At 60.6% G+C, this 19,282-nt stretch carries 17 protein-coding genes; 12 read left to right on the forward strand and 5 right to left on the reverse strand.

Annotated features, from left to right (window positions below; all coding sequences use genetic code 11):
* The first annotated feature begins 21 nt into the window (after positions 1-21).
* Positions 22-2,133, forward strand: coding sequence for a hypothetical protein (locus tag ACILSO_RS12535; RefSeq protein WP_395737754.1), 2,112 nt, complete (start codon positions 22-24; stop codon positions 2,131-2,133).
* A gap of 3 nt (positions 2,134-2,136) precedes the next feature.
* Here ACILSO_RS12535 and ACILSO_RS12540 read toward each other — a convergent pair whose 3' ends face one another.
* Entirely contained in the window at positions 2,137-2,838 is a 702-nt protein-coding gene (locus ACILSO_RS12540; RefSeq protein ID WP_395737755.1) for a hypothetical protein, read from the reverse strand.
* 121 nt (positions 2,839-2,959) lie between these two features.
* Between ACILSO_RS12540 and ACILSO_RS12545 the strand changes: the two genes are divergently transcribed.
* Positions 2,960-3,742, forward strand: coding sequence for an SDR family oxidoreductase (locus ACILSO_RS12545; RefSeq protein ID WP_395737756.1), 783 nt, complete (start codon positions 2,960-2,962; stop codon positions 3,740-3,742).
* A 25-nt stretch (positions 3,743-3,767) separates the two neighbouring features.
* Here the strand turns inward: ACILSO_RS12545 and ACILSO_RS12550 are convergent, their stop codons facing one another.
* Positions 3,768-4,238, reverse strand: coding sequence for a hypothetical protein (locus ACILSO_RS12550; protein ID WP_395737757.1), 471 nt, complete (start codon positions 4,236-4,238; stop codon positions 3,768-3,770).
* 237 nt (positions 4,239-4,475) lie between these two features.
* Between ACILSO_RS12550 and ACILSO_RS12555 the strand changes: the two genes are divergently transcribed.
* The 5 genes from ACILSO_RS12555 (at position 4,476) to ACILSO_RS12575 (ending at position 10,661) form a co-directional block, all read left to right on the forward strand.
* Positions 4,476-5,180, forward strand: a complete 705-nt coding sequence (locus ACILSO_RS12555; RefSeq protein ID WP_395737758.1) for a FadR/GntR family transcriptional regulator — start codon at positions 4,476-4,478, stop codon at positions 5,178-5,180.
* Complete coding sequence (locus tag ACILSO_RS12560) at positions 5,177-8,530, forward strand: DUF1553 domain-containing protein (protein ID WP_395737759.1); 3,354 nt, start codon at positions 5,177-5,179, stop codon at positions 8,528-8,530. Before ACILSO_RS12555 ends, ACILSO_RS12560 begins: the two co-directional genes overlap by 4 nt.
* A 14-nt stretch (positions 8,531-8,544) precedes the next feature.
* Complete coding sequence (locus ACILSO_RS12565) at positions 8,545-9,996, forward strand: DUF1501 domain-containing protein (RefSeq protein WP_395737760.1); 1,452 nt, start codon at positions 8,545-8,547, stop codon at positions 9,994-9,996.
* A gap of 98 nt (positions 9,997-10,094) precedes the next feature.
* Complete coding sequence (rpsP, locus tag ACILSO_RS12570) at positions 10,095-10,346, forward strand: 30S ribosomal protein S16 (RefSeq protein ID WP_395737761.1); 252 nt, start codon at positions 10,095-10,097, stop codon at positions 10,344-10,346.
* A 6-nt stretch (positions 10,347-10,352) separates the two neighbouring features.
* Positions 10,353-10,661 (forward strand): KH domain-containing protein, encoded by a 309-nt coding sequence (locus tag ACILSO_RS12575; protein WP_395737762.1) that lies wholly within the window; start codon positions 10,353-10,355, stop codon positions 10,659-10,661.
* Between the two features lie 36 nt (positions 10,662-10,697).
* Here ACILSO_RS12575 and crcB read toward each other — a convergent pair whose 3' ends face one another.
* Together crcB and ACILSO_RS12585 are read right to left on the reverse strand one after the other, a co-directional pair.
* Entirely contained in the window at positions 10,698-11,075 is a 378-nt protein-coding gene (gene crcB / locus ACILSO_RS12580; protein WP_395737763.1) for a fluoride efflux transporter CrcB, read from the reverse strand.
* Positions 11,076-11,123: 48 nt separating this feature from the next.
* Positions 11,124-12,548, reverse strand: coding sequence for an AI-2E family transporter (locus ACILSO_RS12585; protein WP_395737764.1), 1,425 nt, complete (start codon positions 12,546-12,548; stop codon positions 11,124-11,126).
* Positions 12,549-12,648: 100 nt separating this feature from the next.
* Between ACILSO_RS12585 and ACILSO_RS12590 the strand changes: the two genes are divergently transcribed.
* The 5 genes from ACILSO_RS12590 (at position 12,649) to ACILSO_RS12610 (ending at position 18,382) form a co-directional block, all read left to right on the forward strand.
* Positions 12,649-13,104, forward strand: a complete 456-nt coding sequence (locus ACILSO_RS12590; protein ID WP_395737765.1) for a pyridoxamine 5'-phosphate oxidase family protein — start codon at positions 12,649-12,651, stop codon at positions 13,102-13,104.
* Between the two features lie 253 nt (positions 13,105-13,357).
* Positions 13,358-14,908: a PhoH family protein gene (locus ACILSO_RS12595; RefSeq protein ID WP_395737766.1), complete on the forward strand. Its 1,551-nt coding sequence runs from the start codon at positions 13,358-13,360 to the stop codon at positions 14,906-14,908.
* A gap of 156 nt (positions 14,909-15,064) precedes the next feature.
* On the forward strand, positions 15,065-15,361 hold the full coding sequence (locus tag ACILSO_RS12600) for an EF-hand domain-containing protein (RefSeq protein ID WP_395737767.1): 297 nt from the start codon (positions 15,065-15,067) through the stop codon (positions 15,359-15,361).
* A 196-nt stretch (positions 15,362-15,557) separates the two neighbouring features.
* Positions 15,558-15,863 (forward strand): EF-hand domain-containing protein, encoded by a 306-nt coding sequence (locus ACILSO_RS12605; protein WP_395737768.1) that lies wholly within the window; start codon positions 15,558-15,560, stop codon positions 15,861-15,863.
* A gap of 140 nt (positions 15,864-16,003) precedes the next feature.
* Positions 16,004-18,382, forward strand: coding sequence for a DUF1549 and DUF1553 domain-containing protein (locus ACILSO_RS12610; protein WP_395737769.1), 2,379 nt, complete (start codon positions 16,004-16,006; stop codon positions 18,380-18,382).
* Here ACILSO_RS12610 and ACILSO_RS12615 read toward each other — a convergent pair.
* Positions 18,369-19,136 (reverse strand): Fic family protein, encoded by a 768-nt coding sequence (locus ACILSO_RS12615; RefSeq protein WP_395737770.1) that lies wholly within the window; start codon positions 19,134-19,136, stop codon positions 18,369-18,371. The genes ACILSO_RS12610 and ACILSO_RS12615 overlap by 14 nt on opposite strands.
* Between the last annotated feature and the right edge of the window lie 146 nt (positions 19,137-19,282).

Here is a 19,282-nt window from a genome sequence, read left to right on the forward strand (position 1 = left end):
CGTCCATGGCAGCATCTGGCAATGATGAAATACCTAGACCCGCTGCGCTTTTTCCTGTTCGCCTCCTTGTGTTTCACCGCAGCCCTGCCGCTTTCGGCGCAGGACAAGGCCAAGCCCGCCCCGAGTGCCGAGGGCGAGTGGTCGCTGCGTGTGTACCGTTATCCAGCCTCGGAGCTTCTCGGTGGTTTTGTTTCGAGCGAGCAGGGGCAGCTCACCGCACCCGCGATGCCGCCTGCCAATGCGAACGAAGAAGAGGTCGCCAAGTTCATACGGCGATCCCATTTTGTCCTGGATCAGCATTTGAAAATCGCGGGCGTGACGCTGCCGCCCGGATCTCTAGCGGTGTTTGATCCCAAGAACAAGACCCTTGCCCTGCGCAGCACCGGACTCACCCACGAGCGCGTGGCCGCCCTGGCTGCCGAGGCGGAACGCATGATGCCCAAGCTGATTAGCATCAATGTGCAGATCCTCGAGGCCGAAGCAGCGACCGTGAACGAAGCTGTCAAGCAGGTGAAAGCGCAGGCGGACCACGCAGCCGCATGGTCTGCGCTCGATGCGCTCGTCTCTCAAAAAAAGGCCAGCTATGTCGGAGACCTGCGCATGGAAACCAAGAGCGGCACCCGCTCGTCGCTGGTGCGCGGCGAAGGACGCACTTATGTCACCGAAATGATTGTGGATGAGGAACGCCGTTCCGGCATTGCCATGGAGGAGCGCGAAGCAGGCACACGCCTGGAATTGGAGCCCACCATCGGCGCAGACGGAGAAACGATCGACCTGACCTACTCACTGGAGCACCACTACCGCCCGCCGCAGGAGCACTGGGACAAAATCAGCGCCGCAGGAGAGAAGCTCGTCGAATCGCCCAACATCGATTTTCACAACGCCCACGTGGTCACCGGCATCACCCTTCTCAGCGGCATGACCAAGCTGCTCGGCATCTGGAAGCCCGAAGATCTCGCGGAGCCGGAGCGCGCCAGCCATCTGCAGGCCGCCTTTCTGAAGGCCCACATCGCCTCGCTGCTGCCCGCACTCGACACACGCGTGGAGCAGCTGCTGCGCACCCATGGGGAGAGGATCGAGAAAACGCCGTCCGCTCCACCACCCGAACCACCGGGTGCCACCAAAGGCATCATCACTCGCAGCTTTCACATCACCGACGCTCTGCTGACCATGGGAGACTCGGGGGGCGCGGCTGCTGCCAGCGATCCTTTCGCAGCAGCCGGCGCTGCACCAGCCGCACCGATGGCGAACGAAGCGCGCCTGACCATGCGCATCACCGCTGTGGAGATCTTGAAGTCCAAGGGCATCCCCTTCCCCGAGGGCTCCTCCGCCAACTTCAAACCCAGCACCGGCGAGCTCCTCGTGCGCAACACACCCGAAAACATGAAGCTGGTGGAGGACTATATTTCCTCCCTGAAACAATACGCGCCACGCAATCTCGCAACGACCCTGCACATCATCGAGGCAGACGCCGCGACCATCCGCCGTCTCGCCGCCAGCACCGCTGCCACCACGGACCACACGGCCGCATGGCAGGAGGTCGAGCAGGGCGTGGCGCAAAACAAAATCCGCCTCCTGCGCTCGACCTTCCTGGAGTCCAAATCCGGCAATCGCAGCTCTTTCGAATCCGGCCGTGAACTCATCTACGTCACCGAGACCTCCAGCGACGCCCAGGAGCGCTCCGCCCGCCCGGCCGTTCACAACGACGACAAGGAAGCCAAGACCACGCAGAATAACATCAGCAACATCCACGTCACCAATGGGAGATCCCCGCGCTTTACCTCCGCTGCCGAAATGCGCCGGGTGGGCTTGCGTTTTGAAATGGAGGGAACGGTGGGTTATTCCGAGCCGGACGCCGTGGAACTCACGACCAACATTTGTTATGACTATGCCAGTCCTGTGATCAGCGACAACGCTGGACAGCCTGATGCCAAAACGATTCGTCCATTGAATCACAGCATTCAGGTCCATCAGGCCCAGTGCACCGTCGGCACCACGCTCGCCTCCGGCACCCATCGTCTGCTCAGCATCTGGAAGCCTGAAGGCACCCCTGAATTCGACAAAGCCGATGTTCTCCAAGCAGCATTCCTTAGCATTGACATTGTCCCGGTGGAACGCTCTAAGAAACCGTGAGGGTCACATCGCGCCCGGGGGCGCTTCGGGTGGGGTCGCGGCCACAAGTTCTGCCGCAGGCGGGCCGAAGCCTTTGCCGAGACGGCCGCTGTAGAGATCGATGGCCCGTTTGGCGATGATGTCGATCACAGCGGGCTGCAGGGTGCGGGCGGCGACGTTTGAGACGGCCATGCCGGCCCACATGATGGGAGATTTGAAGCGCAGGACCTGCCAGTAGGGCAGCAGGCGCTTGTACCATTTGTTGGCGGTCTGCATGCGCTCGTGCGTGGCGATCTTGTGAGTCATCTCCCAGGTTTTGAGGGCGGTGCTGGCGCTTACGTCCACAAGACGGCCAATGGAACGCGTTTGCAGGAAGTCCGCCACGTCCATGGCGGCCAGATGGACGGCGCGGGAAAACTGGCTGAGGCCCGGGGCCAGCAGGGCCTCCGCCTTGCCAGGGTGGTAGATGGCGGCGATCTCGCGCACCAGCCTTGGCACCTCATCCACCAGCGGCGGCAGCCACTCCGGGTTGAGGTTTTTCTGCCAGCGGAGGCGGTTTTTGCAGGCTTCCACGGCGGATTGGGCTTTCTCATCGGCCACACCGCACTCGGGATAGACGTAGCTGGCCAGGGCGTGCTTTGCTGCGCGCAGGTCGGCGGCAAAGCGGAGCACCTTCCAGATCACGATCGATGCAGCGCCGACGAGCACTCCGGCGAAAAAAGTCATGATGTGGCCCCAGGGCATGTGCCTACCGGAGAGCACTGCGGGCGGGGTGTCAAGATGACGAAAGTGGCGAGACAGCCCGCTTGCGGTGGCGAAATGACACGCCATAGGTGCGGCCCTGACCATGTCCTCCACCTCCATTTTCGAACTCTTCTCCCTTCAAGGCAAAACCGCGGTCGTCATCGGCGGCACGGGCGAACTCTGCGGCGCGATCGCCGAAGGCTATGCCTCCGCAGGCGCGGAGGTCGTGCTCGTGGGACGTGATCAATCCAAGGCGGACAAGCGCCTGGAAACCATCCAAGCCGCAGGTGGAAAAGCCTATTTCCTCTCCGCAGACGCGAGCCGCAAAGCCGACCTGCAGATCCTGCTGGACCAGGTGCTGGAGCGTTCCGGTGGCTGCGATATTCTTATCAACGGAGCCGGCGTGAATTCTGCGACGCCGTTTCTCGACATCCCGGAGGAAGAATACGACCGGATCATGAACATCAACACCAAGGGGGTGTTCCTGGCCTGCCAGGTGTTCGGCAAATACTTTGTGGAGAACAAGGTGCCGGCCTCGATCATCAATCTCGGCTCCATGTCCGGACTGCTGCCGCTGAGCCGTGTGTTCACCTACTCCATGTCCAAGGGAGCGGTGCATAATCTGAGCAAGAATCTGGCCCGTGAGTGGGCGCCGCTGGGCATTCGCGTAAACACGCTGGTTCCAGGCTTCTTCCCTGCGGAGCAGAACAAGAAAGTGCTGACACCAGATCGCGTGGCAAAAATCATGGGCCACACGCCGATGAACCGTTTTGGCGAGGCGAAGGAGCTGGTGGCTGCGGCGCTGCTGCTGGCGGGTGCGGGAAGTTCGTTCATCACCGGCCATGAGATGGTGGTGGATGGCGGGTATTCTTCGCAGACGATTTGACGAGAGAAGGACGTTCCTAAACACACTAATGCTTCAAGGGAGGGTTTGCTTCGTCCGAATAAAAGGCGAAAGCAGCATCTCCGCAGAAGTCGCGCAAAATCACATATCGCTTGGGCTCTCCGTCTTCAATTTTCAAGGTGAAGCCTTGAATGAGCAGTGGAACCACCGGACCATTGGGGGTGACGATTGCGTCGCCTCGGGCATCAAAACTCTCCAAGGTCAGGCCTTCGAAAGACTGCCCCTGAAGTAGGTTGACCCAACGTTTCCGCCGCCAACCCGGGCCTGAAACGAGCATGCTCAGCTCGGTGATCGGTTGCTCCGTTTTTTCATCGAATGGGGGACTCCTCCAGGCTTTGATTTTTATGCCACGATGCACGAACGGTTCATCCAGTGTCAGCGTCGTGCCCTGGATCTCATTCTCTGACGAAACACAGCCTGCCAAAAACAAGGACACAATGGCGGAGAATGACAAAGCCAGCATGCTCGAAGAATTCATGACAGCATGCTGTGATCCTTTTCCCCTGACGTCAATACGGCGGGCCTCCCTGGTGTTTGCTCTCGTGGCTTTATAGATGAGGTGCACCGCCCACAATTAAGTTACACCTCCGTGCAGAGCATAGGACGTAGCAGAGTGCTGCGGAATGAATTCCGCGCTCCACTTCAGCATTCGGCGTCGTGGCCGATAGAACGTTCGAAACGCATTCGTACTGCCAGTGGTAAGACCTCTAACCACATGACTTTTTCATCCATCAAACCGCAGCGCAGCCTTGTTGAAGAGGTGTGCGCGCGCATTGCTTCTGAAATTCGAGACGAGGGCGGCAGCAGCGATGGCTGGCTGCCGCCGGAGCGGGATCTGGCGCTGAAGCTGGGGGTGAGCCGGCCGGTGGTGCGGGAGGCGACGAAGAGGCTGGAGATGCAGGGGCTGCTGGAGGTGAAGCATGGGGTGGGCACGAAGGTGGTGGACAAGCTGCACAAGCCTCTCAATGGCTCGCTGGCACTGCTGATTCCGGACGATGCGGAGAGGCTGCGGCAGCTGGTGCAGGTGCGGTTCATGCTGGAGCCGGAAAATGCGCGGCTGGCGGCGGAAAACGCCACGACAGCTCAGATTCGCAAGCTGCGCGCAGCGCTCAAGGAACTGGAGACGACGACGGATTTTGAAACGGCGGTGGAGGCGGACATGGCGTTTCATCGCGAGCTGGCGGCGGCTTCAGGGAATCAGATTGCCACGCTGCTGCTGCATTCGCTTTCCGAACTGCTGCAGGCGAGCCTCAAGCATGGATACAGCCGGACTTCGACTGCGAACGCAGTGCGGCAGCACGCCGCAGTGCTAAGCGCGATTGAAAAACGTGACCCAAACGCCGCAGCGAAGGCGATGCGGGAACATCTGCTCACCGCCGAAACTGATCTGGCCCTGCCGAAAGCCAAGAAAGCCGCATGAAGACACTTCCTTATTTTTGTTTGCTCCTGGTGAGCAGCAGCGCCTTCTCCGCCGAGACAGGTGCTGCGAAACTGTTCCATGAGCAGGTGGCACCGATCCTGGTGAAGAACTGCGTGGAATGCCACAACGACGTGACGACCAAGGGCGGCCTGAACATGGGCACGCTGGTGGATGTGCTCAAGGGTGGCGAGGGCGGCCCGGCCCTGGTGCCGGGCAAGGCGGCGGAGTCGGCGCTGTATACGATGATCGTGCCGGAGTCCGCCGGCGAAAAGCCGGAGATGCCGAAGAAGAAGCCCGCGCTCACCATGGCTGAAGCGGATCTCATCAAACAATGGATCGACCTGGGAGCAGCGTGGCCGCAGGAGCTTGTGCTGAGAGAAAAACCGAAGGGCGATGTGACGCACTGGTCTCTGCTGCCGCTGAAGACGTCCAGGCTGAATTCGATCGATGCATTTCTTGCTGAAAAGCTGAAGGAGAAAAACCTCGCGATGAATCCGGCGGCGGATGCCCGCACCTTCATCCGCCGGGCGAGCTTTGATCTGACAGGACTGCCGCCGACTCCGGAGGAAGCGGCTGCTTTTGAGAAGGAGTTTGGCAGTGATCCAAACGCCGCGGTGAAAAAACTGATCGAGCGCCTCCTGGCATCACCGCGCTACGGCGAGCGCTGGGCGCGGCACTGGCTGGATGTGGTGCGCTTTGCGGAAAGCCATGGTTTCGAAATGAACCGCGCGCGTCCGAATGCATGGCCTTACCGCGACTACGTGATCCGTGCATTCAATGATGACAAGCCCTACGACCAGTTTGTGCGCGAGCAGATCGCGGGAGATCAGCTCGGTGCTGATGCAGGCACGGGATTTCTGGTGGCGGGTGCCTGGGATCAGGTGAAGGGCGCGGACCCGGTGCTGCGGGCGAACCAGCGCGCCGATGAGATGCATGATCTCGTGAGCACCACCGGCAGCACTTTCCTCGGGCTCACGATCGGCTGCGCACGCTGCCATGATCACAAATTTGATCCTGTATTGCAGACGGACTACTATCGAGTGCGTGCCATCTTTGAAGGAGTGCAGCATGCAGAGCGTGAAATGCGCCCGGCGGACGCCGAGAAGCGGCTCAAGGAGGCGGAGGGACTGCGGGCGGAGATCGCGGCCGTGGATGCAGCACTCGCACAATACCAGCCGCGGGCGCAGCTGAACCGGCGTGTGCTGGTGGATGATGACCTGCCACCGCCGACGAAGCCGGAGGCGATCGGCTGCGTGCAGATCGAGCAGCCAGCCAACGGCAAGCCGATTGATTATTCTCCGGGAACGGAACCAGGCCAGGCGGGAGATGCGGGAGATGCGACGCGTCTGCCCAACCTCGGCGAGAGCTACCGCTACTGGAAGGCGGAGAAGGATGCGGAGGCGCAGGATTTCTTTTCGTGGAATCCGCGAGTCGCAGGCAAGCAGCGCGTGTGGCTCTCCTGGGCGGCGTGGACGACGCATGCGAAGGATGCGCGCTATGTGCTGGACCTGGATGGAGATGCGAACACGAAGGGCGACCAGCAGGAGATCGCCAGCGTGGATCAAAGCAAGTTTGCGGATGAAAGCGGCGCCATCCCCGGACAGAAGCGCTGGAGCGGCTTCAAGTACGCGGGCACGCATGTGATGACGAAGGACTCCATCCTCCTTCTGCGCAGCGGCAAGCTCGGCGGGCCCACGGTGGCGGATGCGGTGCTGTTTGAAGAAACAGACGGCGGACAACCTGGTGCGCAGCCCCACCTGCGCGCGCCGGTCTCGCATCTGGCCAATCAGGAGAGCTTTAATGCGGTGAAGGCAAAGCATGTGCGCTTCACCATCCGCGCAACCACGGGTGCGCAGCCGTGCATCGATGAACTTGAAATCTTCTCCACAAGCAAGCCGCCACGCAATGTGGCGCTGGCGCGGAATGGCGCGAAAGTGACGGCTTCCGACGTGTTTAACGACGGCGGGAATGCGCTTCACCAGATCGCGCATGCGAACGACGGGCTGTATGGCAATGCGAAGAGCTGGATTTCCAAAAACGCGGGCAAGGGCTGGCTGCAGATCGATTTTCCACGTGAGGAACGGATCAGCAGCGTGGTGTGGAGCCGGGACCGCGGCGACGGCAAAAAAGGCCGCGCGTATGAGGACCGTCTCAGCACGGACTATGTGATTGAGACATCGCTGGATGGCAAAACCTGGGAGGCGGTGGCGTCCTCCGCCGACCGGCTGGGTGTGGAATACCGCGACCGGATCCGTGACATTCCGACTTTGAGCGGTGTCTCCGCCGACAATGCCGCCGAAGTGAAGCGGCACAGCGAGCAGAAGGCGCTGCTGCAACGCCGGCTGAAAGAACTGACGGGTTTTCCGATGGCATATCTGGGCAAGTTTGAGCAGCCGGGGCCGACCTTCCGCCTGCAGCGCGGCGATCCTATGACGCCGCAGGAAGAAATCGCGCCGGGTGCGCTGACTCAGATAGGCGCGAAGCTGGACCTGCCCAAGGACACGCCGGAGGCGGAACGGCGCGTGGCTTTGGCGAAGTGGCTGAGCGAGCCGCAAAATCCGCTGACCGCAAGAGTGATGGTGAACCGCCTCTGGCATTATCATTTCGGCACGGGCATCGTCGATACGCCGAGCGATCTCGGCTACAATGGGGGCAAGCCGTCCCACCCGGAACTGCTCGACTGGATGGCCGCGCAGTTCATGCACCATGGATGGAGCCTGAAGGAGATGCACCGCATGATCATGAACTCAGCGGCCTACCGGCAGTCGAGCGCTGCGAACGATGCCGGGATGAAGGCAGACTCTGGAGCGCGGCTGCTGTGGCGCTTCCCCACGCGCCGGCTGGAAGCCGAACCGCTGCGAGACACGATCCTGGCCGTGAGCGGCGTGCTGGATCTGACCATGGGCGGGCCGGGCTTCGATCTCTTTGTGGCAAATGACAACTACGTGAAGGTGTATGAGTCGAAGCAGGAGTTTGGTCCTGACACCTTCCGGCGCATGATCTACCAGAGCAAACCGCGCGTGGAACTTGACGACACCTTTGGCGCATTTGATGTGCCGGATGCCGGGCAGATAGCCCCGCGCCGCACCTCCAGCACGACGCCGCTGCAGGCGCTGAATTTTCTGAACAGCCGCTTTGCCCTGCAGCAGAGCGAGCTGCTGGCAGCAAGGCTGGTGAAGGAGGCAGGCAAAGAAGCGGATGCGCAGGTGCGGCGCGCCTTTCAGCTGGCCTACCAGCGCGATCCGCGAGCGGAGGAACTCACTGCCGCGATGGATCTTATTTCACAACACGGCCTGCCCATGTTTTGCCGTGCGCTGCTCAACACGAGCGAGTTCATGACCCTCTACTGATCTGATTCACCGTTATGCAAAGCCATCTTCTCTCACGTCGGAACTTCCTGGGTCAAAGCGTCAGCGGTCTCGGCAGCATCGCACTGACTTCATTGCTCGCACAAAAGGGTCTGCTGGCGAATGAACCCATCCGCCCGCGGATCGATCCCGCGCATCCTTATGCGCCCCGCCCGCCGCACTTTGAGCCGCGTGCGAAAAACGTGCTCGTCATTTTCTGCTCCGGGGCGATGAGCCACGTGGACACGTTTGATTACAAGCCGGAGCTGGTGAAACGGCACGGCATGCCGCTGCCGGGCGCGGCGGATTTGATCACCTTCCAAGGAGCGCAGGGAAATCTGGTGAAGCCGATCTGGGAGTTCAAGCCACGCGGACAGAGCGGGAAGATGATCAGCGAGCTGGTGCCAAACATTGCCGAGTTTGCGGATGACATGTGCTTCATCCATTCGATGACGGCGAAGTCCAACACGCATGGTCCGGCGGAGAATCAGATGAGCACGGGGTTCATTCTCGACGGCTTCCCGGGCATCGGCTCATGGGTGACGTATGCGCTGGGGTCGGAGTGCTCTGACATGCCGGCGTTTGTGGCGATCCCTGATCCGCGTGGTGTGCCGCAGATCGGGCAGCGGCATTGGAACTCCGCATTTCTGCCGGCGGCGTTTCAGGGCACGGCCTTCAATGCGAGCAAGCCGATTCCGAATCTGATGCGCCCCGCGAGTGTGAGCGAGGCGGCCGACCGTGACACGCGCGCGTTTGTGAATCTGCTCAACCAACGGCAGGCGCAGGAGCACCCGGCGGACAGCGATTTGGCGGCACGCATTTCCTCTTATGAACTGGCGGCGCGCATGCAGATCGCGGCTTCGGAGGTGGGAAACCTGGCGGGCGAAAGCAAGGCAACGCTGGACCTGTATGGTGTGAACGACAGCAACGAGACGAAGGCCGGCTTTGCGAAAAACTGCCTGCTGGCGCGGCGACTGATCGAGCGCGGGGTGCGGTTTGTGCAGCTTTTCAACGGTTCCTACGCCATGGGCGAGGGCGTGGGGAACTGGGACGGGCACAAGACGATCGAGAAGCAGTATTCGGTGCACGGCCCCATCGTGGACCAGCCGGTGGCGGGGCTGCTGAAAGATCTGAAAGCCCGTGGGCTGCTGCAGGACACGCTGGTGGCCTTTGTAACGGAGTTTGGCCGCATGCCCACCTTTCAGAAGGGGGCGAACGGTCGTGACCATAACCCGAAAGGCTTCACCGTCTGGCTGGCCGGGGCCGGGGTAAAAAAGGGCTTCAGCTACGGGGCCACGGACGATTTTGGCTACAAGGCGGCCGAAAATGTGAGCACGATTTACGACCTGCATGCGACGATTTTGCACCTGCTGGGGATCGACCACGAGCGCCTGAGTTACTATAATAACGGCATCGAAAGGCGGCTCACGGACGTGCATGGGCACGTGATCAAGGGGGTGCTGGCGTGACCCCGAGCGTGAAAGAGGGGGAAAAACCGTTTGATTTCCTTCTCAAAGTCTCCACCATGCGCCTCCCCAAAACCTGACCCCATCCCCGTACCCGCACCATGGCAGTTGTCATCCGTCTCCGTCAAGAAGGCCAAAAAGGCCGTCCAGTCTTCCGTATCGTTGCGGCTGACCAGCGCTTCCCCAAGGAAGGCCGTTTCCTCGAAATCCTCGGCACCTACGACCCTCAGCAGGGCGTGAAGAAGGCCATCGTGAAGATGGACCGCGTCAATGCCTGGATCTCCCAGGGCGCGAAGCCGACTGACACGGTGAAGAGCCTGATCAAGCACGCCGCTGCCGCAGTCTCGGCCTAAAGAGTCATGGACGCGCCGGAAGCCCTCCGCGAGTTCCTTTCCTATGTGGTGGCGAATTTGATCGACCACCCGCAGCAGGCGACGATTGCCATTGGAACCAACGTCAATGGCGCCGTCGCCTACCGTGTGCAGCTTGCACCGGAAGATGTGCGCCATGTCATTGGCAAAAACGGCATGACCATCAGCGCCATACGCTCGCTGCTGAACACAGCCGCAGCGAAGCATGGCATTAAAATTTCCCTCAAGGTAGGCTCCGCACGCGAAGAAGATGCGGAGGCTGGAACGGGAGCAGCAGAGCCTCAGTCTGAGGCCTGATGCCGCAGGCCGTGCCCGAGGCACGTGCGCCCCTTATCAAGCCAGCCGGCTGCCAGCCCACCAACCGAGAGCAGCAGCGGTGATGCCGAGCACGACAGTGCCCAGGGCATTGAACAACGCGAGCCAGGAATGCTGATTCAGCAGCAGGAGCCAGGAGTCGTTGGCAAAGGTGGAAAAGGTGGTGTACCCCCCAAGCACACCCGTGGCGGCAAACAACCAGGGGCCGCTGCCTTTGTCCTTCATGGCTGGCAGGGCAAAAAGAAAGCCGATGGTGAAGCTGCCGAGGATGTTTGCGGCGAAGACTCCCCAGGGAAAATAGCTCCTGGGCAGCAGTCGTGCCATGCCGATAACGGTGGCATAGCGCAGCACCGAACCGATGCCTCCGCCAAAAAAGACCAGCACAACATTCTTCATGCGCGACTAACGGCGCAGCCTCGCCGCCGTGTCAATCTCTCACTCGGCTCATATCACCGCAGCCGCCTCCTCCCCTCGTCTGGAGCCACCCAGGGTCTGCGGTGCAATGCGTGCGCGCCAGATGTAGCGCTGAAAGAGAACTTTGACGGAGGCAGTGAGCGGCACGGCCAGAATGGCACCGAGAAGGCCGCCCAGCAGCAGGCCCCACACAAACACGGACACAATGACCGTCATGGGGTGCAGTCCCACGGCCTCCCCCACAATGCGAGGCGTGATGAAGAGCGCATCAATCTGCTGCACCAAAGCGAAGACACCGGTGACCACCAGCGGCATCACCCACCACGGGTCTGCCGTGACTAATGCGCTCCCTCCCTGCACCGAGGCAATGATCACCGCGGGGATCCAGCACATGGCGATGCCGACGTATGGAATGATCCCCGCCACACACAGCGCGAGCCCGATCATCAGCCCAAAATCCAGCCCTACGATCATGAGACCGATGCCGGTGGCGATGCCATTGATGACACTGACAAAAAGCTGGCCGCGGAAAAACGCGACGAGGTAGCTGTTGATCTCGTTGAGGCAGCTCACGACCTCGTCTTTGAAGGCAGAGGCTCGCAGCGGCAGGTAGTCCGACCATTGCTGCTGTATCTTGGCGCTCTCGATGAGGAAATAGTAGAGGTAGAGCGGCACAATGATGAAGGAGAGCATGAAGCCGAACACGCCGAGGAAACCGCCCACGCTCTTGGTGAGGAAGCTCCAGATGATCCCGGGCGCCTTGGGCAGGTTGGTCTTCACCCAGTCGCCGCGGAGCAGGGTCTGAATGTCAAAATCACTGTCGGTCACAGCGCCGTCCCTGGTCTTGGCCGCCACGGTGGCAGGTGCTGAAACGTCAGACGCAGGGGGGGTGGTCGTGGCATTCCCGGCCGCTGTCGCAGAGGCCTGAGCAACCGGTGGTGGAGTGGCGTTTCCGGCGCTGTCCTTTGCCGCCCCAGCAGAAGAGGACTGAGCATCTGCACTTGGGGCAGTGGTGGCATTTCCTGCGGTGTCCGTGGCGGGCAGCAGCTTGATGTTCCACTCCTTCTCAATCTTTGTCGTGAAATCGACCACCGCCTTCTGTGCCTTGGAATAATAGACTGGCACACGCTCGGCCAGGTGCCGCGTGGGATCTCCCAGTTTCACCACGATCCACCACCCCAGCCCGCCGATCGCCAAAGAAAACAATGCAAAGGCCAGCAGCACCGAGCGCTGGCGGTTCAGCCCGCGCCGCTCCAGCCAGTCCACCCCCGGTTCCAGAAGGTAGGCCAGCACTCCGGCCACGGCAAACGGCACCAAAATGGGCTGCAGAAAAGCCAGGACCTGCGTTGCCTGATTGATCAACCAGATGGCCAGCACGCCGATGACGGTGATCGACAAGGCGGTGATGGCGGTCCAAAGCACCTGACGCTGAAAAGCAGTGGGAAGATTCTTCATTGAGAGAATGGCGCGCACCCTAGCAGGGTGCCGTAGATTGGGTACTCCAAAGATGGCCGCAAATTGGACAGCGCTCTCTCGCGGGGTATCATCGCACCTCATGTCACGCCCACAGCCCAAGCCCGTCGATCCTGCCGAACTCCCGAAACTGGCGCAGGCCACCATGCTGGCGGCGAAATTTCCCATGCTGGCGACTGTGGACGGGGATCAACCGCGGCTGCGCCCCGTCTCGCCAGTGAGGACGGATGGCTTCACGGTTTATGTGGCCAATCTGCGCCGCTATAACAAGACGCATGAGCTTGCGGCCAATTCCAAAGCGGAACTGTGCTACAAGGATGAGCAGGACAATCAGGTGCGCATCACCGCCAGGGCGGAAGTTCTCACGGAGCGCCCGCTGCTGGAGGAAATCTGGGCGTCGAATCCCCTGCTCCGGGCCTACCTGGGGAGCATCGACAATCCCGAACTGATCATTTACCGCTTTGTGCCAGTCCAGGTGCGCTACATGCAAGAGTGGGCTTTGGAGTATTTTGACGTGCCATTTTCGGCACATTCCTAAAGTTGGCTTCACTCTTGGCCTGAGCCATGCGTTACGACCGAGGATGTCTCCTCGTTCGAATGACTGTGAATAAACTTCACCATTGTGAATAAGTTCTTGCCAGTCATTCGACGTTCTGACACTCTTCAACAATTACCGTGATTCATTCAAATAATCACATTTCGGGTTCGGTAAGCTTGGCTCTGCCTGGGGCCAAAGAGAAGCTGACCCCGCTTTATTCAACGCAGGCAACCAACACACCCACTAAACCATCATGGACCGTGACGACCACCCAGCATCGGTAATCTCTCCCGCCATTTCTGCCTCCCGCGCCTCTGATCCTGGTCCTGTCTCTGTGAATTCCCCGTCTTCTTCCAGTTCCCGCCGCCGCCGCCCCGCATCCCCCACCGCCACCAAGACCTTCGTTCTTGACACCAACGTCCTCCTTCACGATCCCGCCTGCATCCACCGCTTTGCCGAGCACCACATCTGCATCCCCGTCGATGTGCTCAGCGAACTGGACCGCTTTAAAAATGAGATGACGGAGCGCGGCTCCAACGCGCGCGAAGTGCACCGGGCACTGATGAAGATTTTTACCAACAAGGGTGCTTCAGTGACAAGTGGTGTGCCGACGGATGGCGGAGGCAGCATCCGCGTGGCCGTGTATGATCCGGAAGAGGCCCGCAAGCACGCCAGCGTGCAGAGCTTTCAACGGATTTTTCATGACCTGGACAAAGCGGACCATCGCATCCTGGCCTGCACCCTGTGGCTGAGCGAGCAGGTGTCTCCTCCGGTGATCCTCGTCAGCAAGGACCTCAACATGCAGCTGAAGGCGCGTGCCGTGGGCATTGAATGCGAGGACTACCTGCACGACAAAGTGGAGCCGCGTGAGGTGGCGAATTTTGACATCGCGCGGGTGGAGATCAGCCAGCATGAGCTGCAGCGCTTTGCCAGCAGCGGCCGGCTGGCCCTGCCAGAGACGCGCACCGCCGGCATGGTGGTCAACGACTACGCGCTGCTCTGCGCTGGAGACAAGGCCACGATGCCAGCGAAACTGAGCACGAATGGTGAATTTGTACGCCTGCTCCACACGCCGGAATCCATCAAGGTGGGCCAGGGCCGCGCCATCAAGCCGATGAACCTCGGCCAGGCCTGCTTCCTGGATGCTCTGCTGGATCCAGACATCAGCCTCGTGACCTGCTATGGCCAGGCTGGCACCGGCAAGACCTTGCTGGCTGTGGCTGCGGCGCTGCAGCAGGTCTTTAACCGCACCTACCACGGGCTGACCGTGAGCCGTCCCATCGTCGCCATGGGGCAGACGGTCGGCTTCCTGCCGGGATCTCTGCAGGAAAAAATGCGCCCCTGGCTGCAGCCGGTGTATGACGCGCTGGATCTCCTCATGCGCCCCATGGAAGGCGTGCAGCAGGGACCATCTCGCAAAAAGAACCGCTTCATGCCGGAGCCGCAGCAGCAGATTGCCGCACCGGCGGCGCCGTATGATCCGCTCATCCAGCAGGGTGTCATCGAAGTGGAGGCGCTGTGCTACATCCGCGGCCGCAGCATTCCAGACCGCTTTTTCGTGCTGGACGAGGCGCAGCAGCTCACGCCGCTGGAGGCCAAGACGATCGTCACGCGCATGTCCCGTGGGTCCAAGCTCGTGCTCGTGGGAGACCCGGCGCAGATCGACAATCCCTACGTGGACAGTCGCAGCAACGGCCTCGTTTACACGCGGCAGCGCATGCGTGGCCAGACCTTTGCGGCGCACGTTCCCCTGGTGAAAGGGGAGCGCAGCGCGCTGGCGGAAGCCGCGGCCCGCCTGCTGTAACTGGATTTTGCTGGAGAAAATCCCCTCCTGGAAATTCATCTGCAAAATGATGAAATGGAAATGACGCGTTTTCGTTTAACTCGAATGCGCAGAAATTGGACATCCAGTTTCCCGCTCCTGTGCGAAAACCAAAGCAACCCAAATCGTTGATCCAATATGAAAATTATCACCTCCCTCCTCGCCATCCTGGCTCTGTCCGCCGTCACCACCTTCGCCGCTGAAGGCGACAAGAAACCCGAAGGCGACAAGGGCAAGCCCAAGATGACCCCGGAAGAAATGTTCACGAAGAAGGACGCTGACAAAGACGGCAAAGTCTCCAAGGAAGAATTCCTCAAGGGTTCCAAGGACGCCGCCAAGTCCGAAGCCGCCTTCACCAACAAGGACAAGGACAAGGACGGCTTCCTTTCCAAGGAAGAGTTCACCGCTGCTCCCAAGAAAAAGAAGGACGCCTGATCCACGCTCTGACTTGATCTGAAAAGTCACCACGCCGCACCCGCCACGCGCGAGTGCGGCGTTTTTTATGCCCCAAAAAAATCGCTGATAATTTATCGAAACGAAATCAGCGCTTTTTCGTTTAACACGGCCACGCGCGGATTTGGGCCTCCCAAAAATCACGCCGTCATCAATCCACAACACAACATCGACCCACATGAAAGTCATTACCTCCCTCCTTGCCATTCTGGCTCTCTCCGCCGTCACCTCCTTCGCAGCTGATGGGGACGCACCAAAGAAGGCTGAAGGCGAAAAGGGCAAGCCCAAGTTCAGCCCTGAAGAAATGTTCGCCAAGCTGGACACCGACAAAGACGGCAAGATCTCCAAGGCAGAATTCATGGCCTCCCCTGGCGCCAAGAAGGACGAAACCAAGGCTGCCGAGCGCTTCGGCAAAATGGACAAGAACAGCGACGGCTCCATCACCAAGGACGAAATGACCCCGAAGAAAAAGAAGGACGCCTGAGCCGTCTGATTCTTTGACTTCCACCAGTCACCCAAAACCGCACCCGCCGCGCGCGAGTGCGGTTTTTTTGTGCCATCGTTTTGCCGGAACGTCGAAGGAGGCAGCGCCTGTACCACGTATTGCTGTCTTCTCCATTTCGAATGCTCCGCCCTGCGCTCACCACACTCCTGCTCTTCACCGCCGCCAGTCATGCGGCGGTGGATTACGCCACCCAGATCAAGCCGCTGCTGCAGCAGCACTGCGTGAAATGCCACGGCGCCAGCACACAGAAGTCCCAGTTGAAGCTGGACACTGCAGCCGCAGCACGTGCAGGCGGCAAGCGCGGCTCCGCCCTGCCCGAGCTTCTGGTGCAGGTCATTTCAGGAGCGCATGGCGATATCCCGCAGATGCCCTACAAGCGCGGGCCGCTGGACTCAGCCCAGATCGCGCTCATCAAGCAGTGGGTGGCGGAGGGCGCTGTCGCTCCGGCGGACGAAAAGCCCAGCGATGACCGCCACTGGGCCTACATCGCACCGGTGAAGGCAGCGCTGCCACAATACGACACCACCCACCCCATCGACGCCTTCATCCACGCCCGCCTCGCCAAAGAAGGCCTCACTCCCTCTCCACCCGCTTCTCCCTCCACCCTCGTCCGCCGCATCCACCTCGACATCACAGGTCTGCCACCCACGCCCGCTGAAGTTGACGCCCTCGTTAAAGAATACCTCTCCAGTTCGTCGGTCATGAGCCGCCGTTGGTCATTGAAAAAGCTCGCTAACCACCTCCTCACCTCCAAACACTATGGCGAGCGCTGGGGCCGCTGGTGGCTGGATCAGGCACGCTACGGCGACAGCAATGGCTACAGCATCGATGCCCCGCGCAGCATGTGGCCCTATCGCGACTACGTCATCAACTCCCTGAACCAGGACAAACCCTTCGACCAGTTTACGCTCGAACAACTTGCCGGAGACATGCTGGCCAAGCCCTCGCGCGAACAGCTCATCGCGACCGGTTTTCATCGTAACACCCAGATCAATCAGGAGGGTGGCATCGACAAAGAGCAGTTCCGGATCGAGAGCATTTTTGACCGCGTGGCCACCACCGGCACCGTCTGGCTCGGCCTTACGATCGGCTGCGCGCAATGCCACGACCACAAGTTTGACGCGATCAGCCAGCGCGAGTACTACCAGCTCTTCGCTTTCCTCAACAACCAGGATGAACCCACCATGCCGGTGCCAGATCCCGGCCAGGACCTCGACAAGCTGAAGGCCGAGCACACACAGGTGCTCAAACAGATTGATGCCCACATCAAGACCCGCCTCGACGTGCTGCTTGAATGGGAAAAGACGCTCGGCGAGAAGTCCAAAAAACTGCTGGATGCCGAAGCTGCGAAATCGCTCGCCAAACCAGCGGCCAAACGCGGAGCTGCTGACCAGCGCATCCTCTTCAAGGCGATGACCGGAACGTCCGACCCCGTTTTCAATCCGCTCTACGACCGCCACCTTGAGCTCGACAACATTTTCAAGAACGGCACCACGACACTGGTGATGAAGGAGCTGCCGCAGCCGCGCAAGACGACGCTCTTCATCAAGGGCGATTTCACCCGCCCTTCCGATGAAGTCACACCGGGGGTGCTCTCCGTCCTGCCGCCGCTGCCCGCGGGAGCCAAGGCGGACCGCCTGGCTCTGGCCCACTGGATCATTGATTCAAAAAATCCCCTCACTGCCCGTGTCATTGTGAACCGCGTGTGGCAGCAGTATTTCGGCCGCGGCCTGGTGGAGACGGAAAACGACTTTGGGACCATGGGCCGACTGCCCAGCCATCCCGAACTTCTCGACTGGCTGGCGGTGGATTTCGTGGAGCACCACTGGAGCCTCAAGCACCTGCACGAGCTCATCGTCAGCAGCGCGACCTATCAGCAATCATCCTTCATCCGCCCGGAAGCCGCGGCCATTGATGCCAACAATTACCTCCTATGGCGCCAGAACCGCCTGCGGCTGGACGCGGAAGTGGTGCGCGATGTGTGCCTGGCCGCCAGCGGCCTGCTTTCTCCCAAGATGGGTGGCGCGCCGGTCTATCCTCCCATTCCTGAAGGCGTCATGTCTCTGGGCCAGGTCAAGCGTGGCTGGCCGCTGAGCAAAGGCAGCGACCGCTACCGCCGCGGCATCTACACCTTCATCTTCCGCGCCACCCCGCCGCCGGCGCTCAGTGTGTTTGATGCACCGGATGGCTTCAGCACCTGCACCCGCCGCATTCGCAGCAACACACCACTGCAGGCCCTGACCCTGCTCAATGACAGCGCCTATGTCGAATTCGCCCAGGCCCTGTCCTCACGCCTGATCAAAGAAGCCAAAACCGACGACACACGCATCTCCCACGCCTTCCAGCTTTGTCTCTCGCGCCCGCCCGTTGAAAAAGAACGCGCCGCACTCCTGCGCCTCCTCAGCTCCGAACGCAATGCAGGCGCCGCAGAACCGCAGGCCTGGCAGGCCGTCGCACGAGTGATGCTCAATCTGGACGAGACCATCACGCGGGAGTGATGGCACCCCGCCGCTGCCGCTGCGCTTCCTCAACCTCATCCAGCAGTGAGCTTGAGGACTTCATCCATCCGGCGCACTTTTCGTGGAACTGGGCAAGCCGGTCACGATTTCCCTCCAAAGCCGTCCCCGCACGAAGCGCCCCGCTCGCCATCTGCCACGAAGCCAGGCATTCGATGTATTCGAGCCGCTGCCCGGCTGGCACGAGAATGGGCAGGCAGCCTTTCTCAATCACGGGCACATTGGCCACCAACCGGGCGAGGCGGCCATTTCCATCCGCATAGGGGTGGATGCGCACCAAGGTGGCATGAGACCATGCATACGCATCCAATGCAGGGACGGAGGGATCATCGCGCCGCATGGCGAAGCCCTTGAACCATTCACGCATCAGAGCTGGGACCTGCTCCGGCGCAGCATAGGTGTCATTGATGACGGTTCTGCCCTCCTGTTTGGCTAGCGTGGAATTGGGTTCGACCTTCCACGCGCCCACAGGCTTCAGATACTCCACCTCCACACTCGTCTGGATGGCGGCGTGCAGTGCATGCAGGTCAGGGTCCGTCAGCGGGCGGGAGTCTGCGATCAGGCGATAGAGCAACTCGATGGCGCGGCTGTGCCCAAGGACTTCATTGTGATGGGCGAGCGGCTTGCCGGCGATGGTCAGGCCATACTGCAGCAGATCAAGTGTTTCTGCCTCAGTAAGCGCGTTACCCTTCAGCGCAGTGGAGGAATGGGTCCACCGCACACGCAGCTTCTGCATGAAAACCTCCCGTAAGTCGGGATCGAGGGTTCGCAGAGAAGGGATGTAGCGCTCCAGCACCCTCTGAAACTACATGAACCACGACGAGCGGCCAAGAGAGAACTGGCCATGCCTCCGGCAGAAAACCACCACCACGCCGACTTTGA

Origin of the sequence: Prosthecobacter sp. (genome assembly GCF_044226605.1) — a bacterium.
GTDB lineage: Bacteria > Verrucomicrobiota > Verrucomicrobiia > Verrucomicrobiales > Verrucomicrobiaceae > Prosthecobacter.

Excerpts from the sequence above, each read along its gene's own strand:
- ACILSO_RS12535 (WP_395737754.1), top strand. The coding sequence starts at position 22 with ATGATGAAATACCTAGACCCGCTGCGCTTTTTCCTGTTCGCCTCCTTG.
- ACILSO_RS12540 (WP_395737755.1), bottom strand. The coding sequence starts at position 2,838 with ATGACTTTTTTCGCCGGAGTGCTCGTCGGCGCTGCATCGATCGTGATC.
- ACILSO_RS12545 (WP_395737756.1), top strand. The coding sequence starts at position 2,960 with ATGTCCTCCACCTCCATTTTCGAACTCTTCTCCCTTCAAGGCAAAACC.
- ACILSO_RS12550 (WP_395737757.1), bottom strand. The coding sequence starts at position 4,238 with ATGAATTCTTCGAGCATGCTGGCTTTGTCATTCTCCGCCATTGTGTCC.
- ACILSO_RS12555 (WP_395737758.1), top strand. The coding sequence starts at position 4,476 with ATGACTTTTTCATCCATCAAACCGCAGCGCAGCCTTGTTGAAGAGGTG.
- ACILSO_RS12560 (WP_395737759.1), top strand. The coding sequence starts at position 5,177 with ATGAAGACACTTCCTTATTTTTGTTTGCTCCTGGTGAGCAGCAGCGCC.
- ACILSO_RS12565 (WP_395737760.1), top strand. The coding sequence starts at position 8,545 with ATGCAAAGCCATCTTCTCTCACGTCGGAACTTCCTGGGTCAAAGCGTC.
- rpsP (WP_395737761.1), top strand. The coding sequence starts at position 10,095 with ATGGCAGTTGTCATCCGTCTCCGTCAAGAAGGCCAAAAAGGCCGTCCA.
- ACILSO_RS12575 (WP_395737762.1), top strand. The coding sequence starts at position 10,353 with ATGGACGCGCCGGAAGCCCTCCGCGAGTTCCTTTCCTATGTGGTGGCG.
- crcB (WP_395737763.1), bottom strand. The coding sequence starts at position 11,075 with ATGAAGAATGTTGTGCTGGTCTTTTTTGGCGGAGGCATCGGTTCGGTG.
- ACILSO_RS12585 (WP_395737764.1), bottom strand. The coding sequence starts at position 12,548 with ATGAAGAATCTTCCCACTGCTTTTCAGCGTCAGGTGCTTTGGACCGCC.
- ACILSO_RS12590 (WP_395737765.1), top strand. The coding sequence starts at position 12,649 with ATGTCACGCCCACAGCCCAAGCCCGTCGATCCTGCCGAACTCCCGAAA.
- ACILSO_RS12595 (WP_395737766.1), top strand. The coding sequence starts at position 13,358 with ATGGACCGTGACGACCACCCAGCATCGGTAATCTCTCCCGCCATTTCT.
- ACILSO_RS12600 (WP_395737767.1), top strand. The coding sequence starts at position 15,065 with ATGAAAATTATCACCTCCCTCCTCGCCATCCTGGCTCTGTCCGCCGTC.
- ACILSO_RS12605 (WP_395737768.1), top strand. The coding sequence starts at position 15,558 with ATGAAAGTCATTACCTCCCTCCTTGCCATTCTGGCTCTCTCCGCCGTC.
- ACILSO_RS12610 (WP_395737769.1), top strand. The coding sequence starts at position 16,004 with ATGCTCCGCCCTGCGCTCACCACACTCCTGCTCTTCACCGCCGCCAGT.
- ACILSO_RS12615 (WP_395737770.1), bottom strand. The coding sequence starts at position 19,136 with ATGCAGAAGCTGCGTGTGCGGTGGACCCATTCCTCCACTGCGCTGAAG.